This is a genomic window from Virgibacillus chiguensis (genome assembly GCF_900129865.1).
Taxonomy (GTDB): domain Bacteria; phylum Bacillota; class Bacilli; order Bacillales; family Amphibacillaceae; genus Virgibacillus; species Virgibacillus chiguensis.
In genome coordinates this window covers 465,004-479,711 of record NZ_FQXD01000001.1, presented here as the reverse complement: position 1 = coordinate 479,711, position 14,708 = coordinate 465,004, and the positions used below count along the sequence as shown (strand labels likewise).

17 protein-coding genes and 3 pseudogenes are annotated in these 14,708 nt (G+C 34.8%); 16 read left to right on the top strand and 4 right to left on the bottom strand.

What is annotated here, in order from left to right; genetic code table 11:
* Window positions 1-268: 268 nt before the first annotated feature.
* Both BUB45_RS02460 and BUB45_RS20355 read left to right on the top strand, forming a co-directional pair.
* Window positions 269-1,410 (top strand): IS3 family transposase gene (locus BUB45_RS02460; RefSeq protein WP_170861691.1). Its coding sequence is split into 2 segments (ribosomal slippage): window positions 269-551 and window positions 551-1,410, totalling 1,143 coding nucleotides; the frame shifts between segments, so codons are not numbered across the junction.
* 14 nt (window positions 1,411-1,424) lie between these two features.
* A pseudogene (locus tag BUB45_RS20355) lies at window positions 1,425-2,373 on the top strand (ISL3 family transposase); the annotation flags it as partial.
* Between the two features lie 229 nt (window positions 2,374-2,602).
* Here BUB45_RS20355 and BUB45_RS02450 read toward each other — a convergent pair.
* Both BUB45_RS02450 and BUB45_RS02445 read right to left on the bottom strand, forming a co-directional pair.
* The gene (locus BUB45_RS02450) at window positions 2,603-2,881 is read right to left on the bottom strand and encodes a hypothetical protein (protein WP_073004805.1); all 279 of its coding nucleotides are present in this window, start codon (window positions 2,879-2,881) and stop codon (window positions 2,603-2,605) included.
* 92 nt (window positions 2,882-2,973) lie between these two features.
* On the bottom strand, window positions 2,974-4,032 hold the full coding sequence (locus tag BUB45_RS02445) for a ParM/StbA family protein (RefSeq protein WP_073004803.1): 1,059 nt from the start codon (window positions 4,030-4,032) through the stop codon (window positions 2,974-2,976).
* Window positions 4,033-4,297: 265 nt separating this feature from the next.
* Here BUB45_RS02445 and BUB45_RS02440 point away from each other — a divergent pair, with 265 nt between their 5' ends.
* From BUB45_RS02440 to BUB45_RS02410, 8 genes and pseudogenes are all read left to right on the top strand, one after another.
* Window positions 4,298-6,145 carry a T7SS effector LXG polymorphic toxin gene (locus BUB45_RS02440; RefSeq protein ID WP_073004802.1) on the top strand — a complete coding sequence of 616 codons (1,848 nt, stop codon included), beginning with the start codon at window positions 4,298-4,300 and terminating at the stop codon, window positions 6,143-6,145.
* Between the two features lie 27 nt (window positions 6,146-6,172).
* Window positions 6,173-6,523, top strand: a complete 351-nt coding sequence (locus BUB45_RS02435) for a hypothetical protein (RefSeq protein ID WP_073004800.1) — start codon at window positions 6,173-6,175, stop codon at window positions 6,521-6,523.
* 572 nt (window positions 6,524-7,095) lie between these two features.
* Window positions 7,096-7,449 (top strand): annotated as a pseudogene (locus BUB45_RS02430) (sugar-binding protein); the annotation flags it as partial.
* 5 nt (window positions 7,450-7,454) lie between these two features.
* Window positions 7,455-7,964, top strand: coding sequence for an SMI1/KNR4 family protein (locus tag BUB45_RS02425; protein ID WP_073004798.1), 510 nt, complete (start codon window positions 7,455-7,457; stop codon window positions 7,962-7,964).
* 479 nt (window positions 7,965-8,443) lie between these two features.
* Complete coding sequence (locus BUB45_RS02420) at window positions 8,444-9,013, top strand: MarR family winged helix-turn-helix transcriptional regulator (protein WP_244527641.1); 570 nt, start codon at window positions 8,444-8,446, stop codon at window positions 9,011-9,013.
* Complete coding sequence (locus BUB45_RS19325) at window positions 8,979-9,311, top strand: hypothetical protein (protein WP_084723512.1); 333 nt, start codon at window positions 8,979-8,981, stop codon at window positions 9,309-9,311. The genes BUB45_RS02420 and BUB45_RS19325 overlap by 35 nt, the downstream gene beginning before the upstream one ends.
* The gene (locus BUB45_RS19320) at window positions 9,311-9,586 is read left to right on the top strand and encodes a CPBP family glutamic-type intramembrane protease (RefSeq protein WP_084723511.1); all 276 of its coding nucleotides are present in this window, start codon (window positions 9,311-9,313) and stop codon (window positions 9,584-9,586) included. The genes BUB45_RS19325 and BUB45_RS19320 overlap by 1 nt, the downstream gene beginning before the upstream one ends.
* 261 nt (window positions 9,587-9,847) lie before the next feature.
* A complete protein-coding gene (locus BUB45_RS02410; protein WP_073004797.1) occupies window positions 9,848-10,279 on the top strand; it encodes a hypothetical protein in 432 nt (143 codons plus the stop codon).
* 425 nt (window positions 10,280-10,704) lie between these two features.
* On the opposite strand, the gene BUB45_RS20080 is transcribed toward BUB45_RS02410, so the two are convergent.
* Window positions 10,705-11,022 (bottom strand): hypothetical protein, encoded by a 318-nt coding sequence (locus tag BUB45_RS20080; protein ID WP_139300077.1) that lies wholly within the window; start codon window positions 11,020-11,022, stop codon window positions 10,705-10,707.
* An 84-nt stretch (window positions 11,023-11,106) separates the two neighbouring features.
* The gene (locus BUB45_RS19490; protein ID WP_139300076.1) at window positions 11,107-11,316 is read right to left on the bottom strand and encodes a hypothetical protein; all 210 of its coding nucleotides are present in this window, start codon (window positions 11,314-11,316) and stop codon (window positions 11,107-11,109) included.
* 104 nt (window positions 11,317-11,420) lie between these two features.
* Here BUB45_RS19490 and BUB45_RS20590 point away from each other — a divergent pair, with 104 nt between their 5' ends.
* The 6 genes and pseudogenes from BUB45_RS20590 to BUB45_RS02380 form a co-directional block, all read left to right on the top strand.
* Window positions 11,421-11,573, top strand: a complete 153-nt coding sequence (locus tag BUB45_RS20590; protein WP_280157295.1) for a polymorphic toxin type 50 domain-containing protein — start codon at window positions 11,421-11,423, stop codon at window positions 11,571-11,573.
* 15 nt (window positions 11,574-11,588) lie between these two features.
* Window positions 11,589-11,918, top strand: coding sequence for a hypothetical protein (locus tag BUB45_RS02395; RefSeq protein WP_073004795.1), 330 nt, complete (start codon window positions 11,589-11,591; stop codon window positions 11,916-11,918).
* Window positions 11,919-12,208: 290 nt separating this feature from the next.
* Entirely contained in the window at window positions 12,209-13,732 is a 1,524-nt protein-coding gene (locus tag BUB45_RS02390; RefSeq protein WP_073004794.1) for a recombinase family protein, read from the top strand.
* A gap of 266 nt (window positions 13,733-13,998) precedes the next feature.
* On the top strand, window positions 13,999-14,172 hold the full coding sequence (locus BUB45_RS19720) for a hypothetical protein (RefSeq protein WP_170861689.1): 174 nt from the start codon (window positions 13,999-14,001) through the stop codon (window positions 14,170-14,172).
* 47 nt (window positions 14,173-14,219) lie between these two features.
* Entirely contained in the window at window positions 14,220-14,486 is a 267-nt protein-coding gene (locus BUB45_RS02385; protein ID WP_073004792.1) for a CPCC family cysteine-rich protein, read from the top strand.
* Window positions 14,487-14,557: 71 nt separating this feature from the next.
* Window positions 14,558-14,647: pseudogene (locus tag BUB45_RS02380) on the top strand (helix-turn-helix transcriptional regulator); the annotation flags it as partial.
* Window positions 14,648-14,708 lie beyond the last annotated feature (61 nt).

Here is a 14,708-nt window from a genome sequence, read left to right as displayed (position 1 = left end):
TGGATAGGTTACACTTGACTAGACAAAAAAATTAAGGTGAAGTAGACTAAACAGAACATAAAATGATTCCTATTAAAAAAGTAAATTTACTCAACAAAGTGCCTTTATGCGGAGAAGCGTGGCATGATACCCTGTTTTTAAGAGCCAAGTGTTTTAATACCTGGCTTCTTGGCGTATCAATCATGCACGCAGAGGCTCCGGGTCAAGGCCGCATGTAAGCAGTCACCGTAAGGGTCTACGTCTACTCACTTAAAAAAGGAGTGTAACCATAATGACAAAAGCAAGAAGAATCTTCTCAGCCGAATTCAAATCCCAAATGGTACAACTATACCAAAACGGAAAACCTCGAAAAGACATTATTGCCGAGTATGACTTGACGCCATCTGCATTGGATAAATGGATAAAACAACATAGTCAGACTGGCTCTTTTAAAGAAAAAGATAATCGTACACCAGAAGAAAATGAGATTCTGAAACTACGCAAAGAAAACCAGCAATTACGAATGGAAAATGATATTTTAAAGCAAGCAACGCTGATTATCGGACGAAAGTAACTGTTATAAAGCAAAACACGCATAAATACTCGGTATCAGCGATGTGCACCATTCTGGACGTTTCTCGCAGTGGATACTACTACGAGCTACAACGTAAAGAAAGCAATAGATGGAAGGAAGAAAAAGAATTAACCATCTTAATTAATGATATTTTTCATCAAAGCCGTAGAGCGTATGGATCGCGTAAAATCAAAGTAGTGCTCAAACAACAAGGCAAGCAAGTATCCAGACGCCGAATTGCACGTATTATGCGTGAGAATGATCTCGTTTCTAAATACAATGCAAAACGAGCGTACAAGCCTTCGTCGAAGCAGAACAATGAAGCCGAAATTGCCAATGTATTAAATCGTGATTTTAGCTCATCTGCACCACTTCGTGTGCTTGCAAGTGACTTGACGTATGTAGATGTAGCTGGAAAATGGAACTATGTCTGTCTATTTGTCGACCTTTTTAATCGAGAAATTATTGGATATAGCGCAGGAGCAAACAAAGACCATCGATTGGTGATGAAAGCTTTAGCTAGTATTCCAGCAAACCTGCAAGAGGTCGCTATTTTTCATACGGATCGTGGTAAAGAATTCGATAATCAAGTCGTGGATGAAGCGTTAGCTGCCTTTCAAATCGAACGTTCTCTTAGCTCAAAAGGATGCCCTTATGATAACGCTGTCGCTGAATCCACGTTTAAATCGTTTAAAACAGAGTTTGTGAATGGTAGAGCCTTTAAGCATTTACAACAATTACAACTGGAGTTAGCTGATTACGTTCATTGGTTTAACCATTGTCGTATTCATGAAAACCTAAACTATATAACACCTATTCAATTTAAAGAAAACACCTTAAAAAAATTGTCTAGTTAAGTGTTGACATACCAAAGATATCATTACAGAAGAGAAGGTATTTGTGTACTAGTTGTGGTCGTACTTTTTATGAACGATTACAAATGGTGGACTATTATCAACGTTGTACAAATGCCTTGAAAACAACAGCATTAACATATGCAGCCTTCCATTCTTTTAGCACTGCAGCTCGTTTGATAGGGATGACAACGAATCGCCTACTAAGATTATTTGATCATCACCCGATAAAGGCAAAGAAGATTCTTCCTCGGGCAATTGCCATTGATGAGTTCAAAGGTGATGCAGGAGGAGAAAGATTCCAAACAAATGTGGTAGATGTGGAGAATAAGGAGATCATTGACATCCTACCTGATCGAAAGATAGAGACCATTAAGAAATACTTACGTTCTTGTGATACGAGTAAGGTAGAAATGGTAGTGATGGATTTATCCAAGTCATTTAAACAGGCTGTGCGAAAGGTACTGGGAGATCCATTGATAATAGCTGATCGATTTCACTTCATGCGTCAAGTCTATTGGGCTTTAGATGAAGTTCGACGGGAAGTTTAACGAAATGTAGATAAGCAAACTCGTATTCACATGAAACGGAGTGGAAGTCTCCTTATAAATTATCAGGTAAAGGACAATTAAAATACCCACGTTTAAAAGAAGCATATGAGTTAAAGGGGAAAATAGATACATGGTTCAAAACAAGCGATGAAAAGACAGCTAGAAAAGGACTGGAGGAATGTCTGAAATGGATGCGTGCTTCCAATATGGAGGCATTCCACCGCGTAAAAAAACGTTTTTACGTTGGAAACAAGAGATCTTACAATCGTTCATGCATCCATTTAATAATGGTTATATCGAAGGCATCAACAATACGATAAAGGTTTTAAAGCGAGATTCATTTGGTATCAAAAACTTTCAACGTTTGAAGCATAAAATTTTATGGCAACAAGAGGTTAAAAAGGCTCTAGTTTGAGATAGCACATAGCAGAAGAAATATGCGAGACTCCTACGGAAAAACGGGCGACCGAGATCCCGCAGCGGGCTTTGCGAGGAGGCTCGGGCGTTCGTCCGCGAAAAGCGAGTATGTTTTCCTCTGCGACCTTAGCAAAAGTGATATTTTAGGAAAACGAGCTTTTAACAAAGAGATGGTGTAGTGAACATCACACCGCCACATTTGACAGAGAACCCAATATAACAATTACCTATTTTCCTAAATTAAGAATATCGTCGTTGTTTATAAAGGTATCATTACTTGATTCCTGGTGTTGCGCTTTTGTATTCTCTTCTTTGATTTCTGTAGAAGAGCTAGAGGATTTTGAAATGGGGCTAATTTCCCCTTTTTCCTCCATCTCCTTCATTAGTTTCCTAATAGCGATGCGAATATATTTGGAAGCTTGGCGATCGGGTAAAGATTGAAAGAATTCATGAATATCAGCATCTTCTAAGCTGTCATAGGAGAATAATTTCCGATGTGTAGTCATGCGTTTCCCCCTTTCATTTTAATATGTAATACGTTTAATAGTATATACTATAGTTCATCCTAAAGCAAAATAGGGGAGAGATATCCCCTATTTTAACTAGCTTTTTCTTTACGACTAATGGTAGAAGCTAACTTGTAAAAGCCACTTAGATTTGCTTCCTGAGAGTTTTCCACTATAAGAACGGAATCCTCACCAAATGTGTCTTGAAAATAAGTGGATACGATGTGAACACCGCCTCCGGTTAATATGAATTTATCGATACTATCTCGATTTGTTAGTACAGCGTCCATATCAGAGATAAGCTTCTCGATAAAGTTTGTAATGATGTCTTTTGCTATGTCTTCAAAAGAGTATTTTTTTCGCTCGGATACGGTGGCAACCATTGTGTTATTGCGAAAGCCTTCTTCTACAAAGCTTGCATCTAAACCTTTAATGCCATGTTCACGCTCAATTCGTTTAGCAATTCGTTTATGAATATCGTTCATACCCTCATAATATGTTTCAGATTTATCTTCTAGGCGCTTTACATTTTTAAAGGTGTCCATGATGGTTGTGCCTGCGCCGAAGTCAATGACGGTTAATGTGTTGTTTAAAAATTCCTTATGAACTTGTCCAGATTCATTCATGTATTGGTGAAGTAGAGTACCTAAGGGCTGCTCAATAATACGTACATCAGTAACATGGATGAATAACTGTTTGCCATTAATTTTCACAATGTGTTTTTGTTGTAAAAAGCGCTTAAAGTCTTCGGCCTCTGTTGTTCCTACTTCTTGTGACGGAAGCCCCGTTACAACAATGACATCACGTAGTTCATCTTCTTTATAATCGCTAGCAAGCTCAGCAAGAATGAAAGAGCACAGAAGCTTGAAACGCTTTTGCGTATAACGATGGTTATGTGTATATGTAGGAAGTAATGAACTTGGATCCACGACATCAGCAATTTCTTCTCCCCAAATATATGTTGTTCCGTCATCTAAGCTAGATTCAAATTCACGATAACCAAATGAGGCGTCAAAGCTCGAAGACATGCCTGTAATGCTTGAACTTCCCATGCTTTCTTTTTTAGCAATGGAACTTGGAGCAATCATACTCCTTTTATCATTTCTTGCCTTTACAAAACCATTCCCCACATCAAACGAAAAAGCTAACATATAAATTCCTCCCATGTCATTTATTCTTTATATACATTATAACATACTTAAATATATAATGAAATATATAAAAGAAATAAAATATATCACAGTATATATTTAAAGTGATAAAGATTGTTGGTATTATTCTTTTATAACCAGTAGTATATATTGTTTGTTGCATAGAAAATGAATTGCAGATCAACCGTTTCATATTCCTTGTGCATTTAGTATAATGCAACTAAAAGGGTTACATTGAAATTATTACCAATGGGGATGGGAGGGGATGTTCATTAAGGCGCTTTATGTGAGCGACCTCCATAGCTATATTGACAAAACGATATCACGCCTAGAACAAGTACATATACAAGTGAAAAACATCCAGAATAGTATAGAAGCTATGATAGCTTTGGAGGATGAATTTAAAGGGAAACTGGCTAATTCCATTCGTGCCTTTTATCAAGAGGTGCACATGCCGTTTTTGTTGTTTCTAGAGGGATTTATTACGAATTACACCGATACTTTACAGGAAATGAAGAAGTCGATTCAGTACATGGAACCAGATAAAGACGGGGTTATTCGAGAAGATTTTATTTCTCAAGATGTACGACGGGGATTAGAACGAATGGAACAAGTTACGATGGATTTAACAGATGAAGCGAATGCTATTATCCAATCGGTAAGTGATATTGTGGACTTACGCAAGATAGATGATAGCGAGTTCTTGGATAATGTACAACATGGAAAGAAAAAGATCCATAAGACTCTGGAAAAGTTGTATGAATTGGATCGTCATAATACAGCTAAGCTGGAACCGATTGAACAAGATATTCACATGATGAAAAACTACATTAGCCAAATCCGCGAGTTAGGAAATCATGGCCAAATACATATTGGCAGTTACCAAGCACGGCAATTAGCAGATCAAAGGTTTCATAAAGATCTAATAAGCGGCATTAGCAGTAAGGCTGTTCGAAATGCCGTTGGGCTAGAGACGGTGCTTGGTGAGGTTGGCAAGTATCTATTATCTCAGCATTTGCCACCAGCAAACTTGTTCGTGCATTATCTACAGAAAAAATTCGGGCTACAAACAATGGATTATAGCTACCGAGCAATGCAGGCAGCTGTGGCAGCATCAGGAGATAGTTTAACTACAAGGGAATTTACTACCATTGAACATCAAGTAGTTTCCACAGTAAAGGTCTCGGACTATAAAAAAGTACATCAGGGAACTTACTATACGTTGACAGATGGTAGAATCGTAAGGGCATATCAATCAGAATCCGGAAACGCTGAGTATAAATTAGTGGATGCTATTCCTGCCGACAGACACAAGCCAAAAGAGCAGGAAAAGAATTGGATTGAAAAGACAACACAAGGAATGGCCAAAGCAGGTTTACACGTAGGTTTAGCAGGATATAAGACTGGAAAAACGGGCTTAAAACTTTCCAAGAAAGCGTTAGACTTTGTTATTGTAGATGATATAAAAACCGTTCTGGACTCAGAGACCTCTACAGGTGAAAGATTATGGACTGGCGCTTCTATTATTCCAGCGGGAAAAGTCTTAAAGCTAGTTAAAGCTGGCGGAGTTATTAAATTTGCGGACAAGGGTAAGCAGACAGCGAAGAAGGTCAAAAAGAGAAATACAGTCGGTGAAAAATTCACTATAAAGGATATAGAAAACTTTGATTTAACTCCAAAAAAAACACCTTACAATTCTTTAAGTAGAAAACAGCAGTTAATTATAAAGGAGAAAATTGAAAAACGTTCAGTAACTAAAAGTGAATATAAAAGATATCAGTGGAATAAGAGGTTTATGAAGCGCAGGGCTACTGGTGTTAATAATTTTTGGAAACAAGAAAAGAAAAGAATCTTAAACAATGATACTCCAACAAGAAATTGGACTTCTAAGCAAATTGAAGATATTTTAAATAGAAAAAAGCCTAAATACAATGGTAAACCAATAATTGGTCATCATACATTTAATGCAAAGAACTTTCCTCATATATCTGATAGAGGCGATTTAATATATCCCGCAACTCCTAGTGAACATTTAAAAGGGTGGCATGGCGGAAGTTATCACAAAAATTCTCCAGGTAAACCAGTGAATCCAAATTATATGGAGGAGTTCTAAATACTCCAAAGAGGGGGAGGAAAAAAGTTGAATAAAATTGCTATAAAGGTTGAAGCAAATAATATAAATAAGTATTTAATGACAATTAAAAAGCATACTGGTTTGAGCTTCTCAAAATTAAAATCAGCTATTGAAAATAAAGAAGTTATGGCTGAAACAGATGCTAATGATATAGACGAACTTGAAAAGCTACAACAATTAATTAAGAAATTAAAATCTGATGGTGCAGTGGTTAAGATATATGATAATGATGTGTTCGGAGAAGGTGCATCAAGTTATGAAGAAATTTCTATGCATGAATTTGAAAATAGTATTATGCGTTTAAAAGAGATATTAAATGAGCTTCAAGACTATGATGATAACGAAAATGAATTTTAAATCAAATTAATAATTGATTTGGTCGCCTACTCTTACGGGTAGGCTTTTTATATAGGAACATTCGTTTGTAATCTAAGTAGGATACAGAAAAAATAGTTGCTCCATATAATATAAAAATGCTTACTGTGGGATTTGAGCAAAAGAGAGCGAATAATTTGATTTTGTACCGTCGGATATGGAATAGTCCCAAATAACACTCTAGAATGGCTTATCATGTAGAGTGTTATGTTAAAAGCGAAAAATTAAAATTATTTACTTTTTTGATGTAATAATTTGAAAATGCCCCACGCCATAAGAATGAATTGTCTAAAAAAGCAGGTTTACACGTAGGTTTAGCAGGATATAAGACTGGAAAAACGGGCTTAAAACTTTCCAAGAAAGCGTTAGACTTTGTTATTGTAGATGATATAAAAACCGTTCTGGACTCAGAGACCTCTACAGGTGAAAGATTATGGACTGGCGCTTCTATTATTCCAGCGGGAAAAGTCTTAAAGCTAGTTAAAGCTGGCGGAGTTATTAAATTTGCGAATAAAGGTAAACAGACTGCGAAGAAAGCTAAGGATAAAGGTAATACTGTAAAACCTAATGATGTCGTTCCTTATAGACCAAGTAACTCACCTTTAGAAAACCATCATGGGGTAATGGATGTTTGGGAAAAACATAATATTCCAAACTATGTGAGTAGAGGAGCTAATACACCAACATTAGCCTTGACTAAAGAACAACATAACGCTACAAAAGTAGTATATAGACAATGGTTATATGAAAAAACAGGAAAAAAAGTTGGGGGTAAAATCGATTGGCAATCAGTCTCACCCAAGGAAATGCAAGAACTTATTGAAAAAATGTTTGATGCAGCAAAAGTTCCTAAATCGGCTAAACAGGATTATTATAATGCATTTAATTTATATAACTATAGGGAGTGAGTAAAATGACAAAAATAGAACAACTACTTACACAAGTTAAGACGTTACCTTACTGTCGCATTTTTGAGCCAAATGGTTTACCAACTATTGATGAAAAAAAGCATATTTTACCTGAAGATATTGAGCATTTTTATAGCCTCTGTGGAGGTCTAGCCTTATACGAAAACGAAGAATATCCTGTTTATTTTGTTTCTCCTGAGGAATTTGTGTTGGCAAATCCAGTAATTGTAGGGGAATTGTGTGAAGAAGATATTTCATCAAGTTGGTATATCGTTTGTAATGATGGTAAAGATGAATACTTAACAATTGATCTAAGTAAAGAAAGATTAGGAAGATGTTATGATAGTTTTTTTGATCGTCATGCTCTTGTTGGGGAATCACAAATTATTGCAACCTCTTTTACAGATTTGTTAGAAAGACTAATAAAAAATAAAGGGCAACATTGGTATTGGTTAAAGGATGATTTTAATTATTTTGGTGATGCATATGATGACTTTAATCAAGAGCTATTATAAGTCTACTCTTACGGGTAGGCTTTTTCTATGCAAACTTTTGTTTGTACTCTAATTAGAGAACAGTAAAAGTGCCTTTACGTAGGGTGTAGAAAAATCTCTTCATAATATTAAATTTTTTTACTATATAAGTAGAAAGTCACCTGCCTGTTATAATGCTTTTTCCTTTGATTACCAAATGCTGAATGGAATAATACTAAAACGAGTAATGGTTCATCAAGTAACTTTTCAAATATTTGAAGTTTTACAGTTCTGTTAAATATGCACTTATCACGTTGAGTTCCTATATAAATGCAGCTACTATATATATTCAGTTTCTTGGATTGTCTTTAAAAAACTTTTTGTGTATCAAAAGTTATGGTATGACCAGCATTCCTATTTGAACTCAAATAGGATAGTGCATAAAATTTACTTCTATGTCTTTGCATTAATGTGTGTATTTAGTTATAGTATTCTTATGATGAACACTTTAGATACCTAAAATGTTTATGCAACTAAATAAAGTGAGGGATTTTATGCTAGAAAAGCGAATGAATGGGATCTTTCAAACATTAGATCAAATAAACTACGCATTGTTACATCACTACGATGAAGTGCTTGAACATAAACTAACACCAAAGCAATCTTTAATTATCGAGCATGTTCGACAGCATAATACATTAACAGTCAGTGAGCTGGCTGAAAAGATGGATGTGACAGCAAGTGCAATTAGCCAGTTGTTAAGTAAATTAGAGAAAGGGCATTATATTGAGCGATCTATTAATCCTAACTCAAGACGTGAAATCGTCGTATCGCTTGGCTTGAAGGGTAAAGAACTTTATGAATTATATGCAAAAGTAGATGAGCAAATTGTATCAACATACTATGCTAAACTAGATGACGAAGTAATTAGTCAATTGGAACAGGCAGTGAACAAGATCTATAAGGTTGTTTTGGAAGAACAAATGGAGAGTAGGCCCCATGAATTGGATTTATTTTGTTCTTGTTTTTACCATTTGTATACCAGGAATTTATTTTATGTATCAGTCGGAAAAAATACATATAAGAGATGATGTGACAAATGGACAACGATTAATTGCACATGGCTTAACAGCACTTGTATTTTCAGCGATGGGTGCTTATTTTGTTCCTAAGATTCATCTTGTTCAAGAAATAGAAATTAGTCAAATTTTATTATATGGTTTAGGTCTAGGTGTTATCTGTTCTCTTAGCCATTTGTTGTTTTATTATATGTATGTAGTGCCAAGATTGACAAAAACAGATTATATGGAAATTAAAACGAGTTATGTGAATATAGGTATCCTAATCGGTGGGGATTGCTTAGCTTATTTATTTGGTTGTTTCAATTAATGAGTATGGGTGATGGTGTTAGTACATTGTTTGCAATTTCCATTTCAAGTGTCTTATTTGCCGTTGTTCATTTACCAAATATTAAACTTGTTGTTTCGCAACCAAAACCTCTTATGTATGTGTATACGATTATTAGTAACATTTGGGTTGGTTTTTTCGCTGGGGTAGCCTTCATTCAAGGGGGATTACTAGCAGCTATATTTGTCCACATGCTTTTCCATTTAATATGGTGGCCAATTCAAAACCGGGAAAATGTTAAGTTACATAGTAAATAAAGGTAAAGTAAACTAAGAAACAAAAAATCACCTAGGCGTTAAATGTTGTTGAACTTGAAGCAGAAACAGAGTTCAGATTTCCAAGATTGCTTGGTCTTGATGAAGTTCATTTATTAGAAAACTACCGTTTTGTCGTTACAGATGTTAAAAACAGAAAAGCCTAATCATTTAAAAAGGAATGTTCATTTACTAATATTAAAATACTATGGATATTGTGCTGTTATATTAAATAGACATAACAATCTTATGAGGAGGATCAAATTGACTAGTTATTATTATATTGCTTCAGATATAGAACTTCCATCTGGTATATATACGGAAAATGGGTTTGAAGAAAACAAAGGTATTGGGGTAGTGAGCATAGATAATTCCTTAGACCTTACTCGAAGTAAACAAGCAGTACAAGGTTTGAAATATCCTATTCAACTTGAAATAGTCAATGGACTATGTGACCCAGTTACATTAGAGCCTGATACATATTATGAACTAACATTACTCTACAAGTATATTTATGAGGTTACAAGAGAACACAAGTTGTGCACTATTGAAATTGCTCACATATGGAATGAACATCGACGAGATTTCAAGATAAAAAAAAAGAAAAAAATATTACTCAAACAATTGAAATCTCCCAAAGAATTGCTTCTACATGAAGGAGAAGCGTTAATAATAAAAAAGACAACAAATTGGTGATTTTTAACCCCATACCTGTTTTTGTTTTAAATTATAGGTAAGGGGGTGACTTATTATGACTTTAGCCTGGGAAACGACTTTAGTCGTTGACATTTATGTCTAAATCCACCTGCTAAAGCAGGTGGTCGTTTAAGAATTTCATTTAAAAAAGTCGACCGTTTTTTCAGAATAGTCGACTTTTTTAGGTGATTCTCTTTAATCAATTATCTGTTAAAAAAATATCTAGTGTTATTAAAATAATGCAGCCTATAAGAATTAATGCAGAAATTATGTTTGTTCTAAGATCACCATTCCAGTTTTCAAAGATTGTATATAACTGGAAAATAACCAAAATAACAACCGCCAATTTAAATGGTAGTGTTTTAGACCTTTTAATGGATATCACCTGTTTCTTGTACATTAAGTACATTGATTAATAACATCGCTTATGTTAAAAAAATCAAGAAAAGCGTCTCTAACTTCTGTTGGAAGATCACTGGAAGTTTGCTCACCGCTTCTTTCCACGCATCTTTCTTTCTCCATCTGTTTTCACGTAACTTTTTATAATTTTTATGAATTAATTGAACGGTTTCTTTAACGCCACCCAAAAGTTTAATAGAGCTTTTCAGCTTTAAGATTTTTGAGAAAGGAAAACCTACCGATCCTATCATCAATCCTACAGCAGTTATGCAACCCCAAGTACTAAAAGTCGTTATTCGAGAATCGTTAAGAGGTTGATTATCCTCTAGATTTACATTAGCCAAAGCTGGTAGATATAAGTTTTGGCCATCAGTAGCGACTTCAACCCTCGTCTTTTCAGAAAGCCAATTTGCAGTCTTTTCTGGACCTTATTCAATTATAACAGAAGGAAGTTGTTCAACCCCATCCAAAAAATAAACAAAGTCACGGTTTTGTGATAGCAGTTCCTCCTCTAAAACTGGTTGTGCAGTAACGTTTTCTGCAGCTTGCGCTGAAGTTCCAAAAGATAAGGAAATACTAGAGATTAACAAAACAGTACAAATAAGCAAAAGAAAATACCTGAAATTCACTTTTCTCATAAAAATCTCCGCCCATAACAAAAATAATTTAATAGGTAATTTATGTCAATACTTTTACATAAACAATTCAATAAATATTGCACTTTTAGTATAATGCAACTTCGATTAACAAAAATAAAGAAAGGGTAGACTTTGATCAAGTAATAGGGAAGTATTATAATATGGACACTGGCAAATACACAAATACTACTAGAGGGATGATACATTATAGTAAGAGTGGCGCTCATATTGTACCATCAGAACCACTTAGAAAGTAAAAAAGGAGGATATTTATGGGATATGATCCTTTAATAGATGCATTAAAAAATAATAGTGGTGAACTAATAATAGAATGGGAGAACGGATTGAAAATTATTGGTGAACCAGATACACTTTTCGAGACAGATAATGGTCTAGAAGATGATGATGAGAATTATACAGAGTATCATGCGGTTGCATTTCAAGTTAATCGTATTTTATCACACCCTCCTACTAATGAAGGTAGTGTATATAATTGGTTAAGACAAGAGAAAAGTTCCTTGGTTGAAATCTCTCTCTACGATGACCCACCAAGTGCTGTTTATTTAACCAACGGACAATTTGTGTGGAAAAGAGATAGCTGAAAATAATAACGTATTTAACATAGAACCTTGATTGGCCAATCCTTTCAAGGTTTTTCTTTTTCATAAATTCTCTTTATAAGTATAGGAACATTCGTTTGTAGCCTAAACAGAGTACAGAAAAAGTGTCCTCTACGTAGGGTATGGCACATACCCTACGTAGGATACAGAAAAAATAGTTTCTCCATTTATCATTTTGTAAAATAATAAACCTGTTTCTGCAACCGCAATCATAACTCTTCCCGTAATGTTATAATGGAAGTACGCATATTTTGGTATTGGGGAGGGGCATTATGTTTAAACAGTCCGATGTAGAAATAACTAAATATAATGACTACAAATATTTAATTTACACTCGTGTTTCCAGTGATAAAGATAGCCAAAAAGAATCTGTTCCCAACCAAATTGATATATGTCGATACTGGCTGGAACAGAACCATTATGAATTTAATGAGAACGCTGTATTAGTTGATGAAGATAAATCAGGGACACTATTCCTGGAAAGAACGGCCATGCAATTAATTCTCCAAAAAGCTAGAAATCGTGAAATAAAGATGGTTCTTTTTAAATCTATACATAGATTAGCTCGTGATTTAAAGGATGCTTTGGAAATTAAAGAAGTGTTGCTTGGTCATGGTGTAAGAGTAGTAACCATCGAAGAAGGCTATGATAGCTATGTAGAAGGAAAAAATGATATGAAATTTGAAATGTTTTCGATGTTTGCTGCACAATATCCAAAGTCTTTATCTGTTTCTATTAGCTCTGCTCTTGCAGCTAAAGTGCGGAGAGGGGAGCATATAGGGAAAATCCCATATGGTTATGATCGTATTGAACAGAAGTTAGTTATCAAAGAAGATGAGGCAAATGTCATTCGGCAAATCTATAAATGGTATAACGAAGAAGGATTTGGCTTTAAAAAAATCACGCACCTGTTGAATAAGGGTGTTCAACAAGGGGAGATTCTACCGCCGAGAAGTGGAAAAGCATGGCAGATTACGTCTATTCAACGAATTATTAAAAATCCAACGTTTTGTGGAACTTTCATACTCAATCAATATACCACAATTAAAGTAGATGGCCGTAAGAAACAAATACGTAACCCAGAAGAAAAATGGCTTGTTTTTGAAGATCATCATCCCGCAATTGTTAGTAAAGAAGATTGGAAACTAGCAAATAATAAAAAGAAGGTCAACATCAAAACGAAAATCACACCATGGAATGAGTTTCGTGGTCTTCTCAAATGTGGGAAATGTGGATCTAATATAGTGATTATTCAATCTTGGAACCGAAAATTAGATGGAACGAAAACCCATTGGCGATATTTAAAATGTAGTGCATATAGGAGAAGTGGGAAGAACGGATGCGACAATCATGTACCTATTCGCTATGAAGAATTTCGCCGTTTTATTGTGGAGCGTCTATTAGAAACAGGACAAAAAGTTTCGCTTGATTTTAACAATACTTTAAATAATCACTCTAAGCAGCAAGTGAAGCAATTGGAAAATAGTATTGCCAAATATCAAGAGAAAAACGAGGGTCTTGTTGATCTTTACCTTGATAAATTGATTGATAAAGTAGAATTTCAAGTTAGAAGAAAAGAATTTGAACAACAGATAAAAGAAGCCCAGGATAAACTGTTCTTGTATAAAAATGAAGAAGTACAGGAAGTATCTGTGAAAAACATCCAACAAGCTTTTAAAACGATCGAAAAAAAGGATCAGGATTTATACCATGTTTTAAAGGTAATCATTGATTATATAACAGTAAATATAGATGGCAGCGTGGATATCAAATATAATTTTGATTTGAATAAGTAGATTAGTGGAACATGAAAGCGCTGGGTTTAGAAATGAGAAGGGATGAGGAATGTTTATATTAAATTACTTTGTTATGTTATAGTATTTATAATAGTTGACGTTTTGTTATTCAATCTGTTGCCTGATGATAGCCTTCTTTAAATAATTTTAAGTTTAGCCATCATACTAATTACAGGAGGCTTATTAATATGGCTTATAGAGAAAGGAACCCATAAAAAATAGTTGTCGTTTCGGCGATGTTATATGTTTTAATGGAGAGGGATATCATGAATAAAAATTTATATTTAATTGTTTTAGTGATAGTTGCAGGTTCATTTTTTATAAATATTTTCGTAGACAATGAGTTTATTTCAACAATAATAAATACTATTGCATTAATTGTACTAATTGCTGTGGCTATTTATTTATGGTTTACGTTTGGTCGTAAATCCAGCAAGTAACTCCTAAAAAAACATAAATATTTAGAAAGAGTTGGTAAAGGTTTGAAATGAAATATACTTGTCCTTGTTGTGGCTACAAAACACTAAACGAAGAACCACCCGGTACTTTTGAGATATGTAAAATATGCTTTTGGGAAGATGATTATACTCAATTTGATGACCCTGATTATGAAGGAGGCGCTAATGTCCCTTCATTAAAGCAGGCGCAAAAGAATTTTATTTTAGTGGGAGCTTGTGAAGAAGAGTTTGTTGAGCACGTGCGGAAACCTAATGAAAAAGACCTCAAAGATCCTCGTTGGAAACGTATTGTATAAGAGCAAATTTCACTTGAAATCAGCTCATGGCTTAAACAATGATAAGTAACTACCTCTATTTGCAATTGGTACACATAGCAAATGCTATGCAGAAGCTAGGTGTCAAGGGGCGATCACAGGCTGTTGTAGAGCTCCTTCGTATGGGGGAATTAAAGCTCTAATCGGCTCGGCTTTCCGTAATGGGAAGCCGGGTTTTCGTGTTTAGGGACTTTATATGTAGAC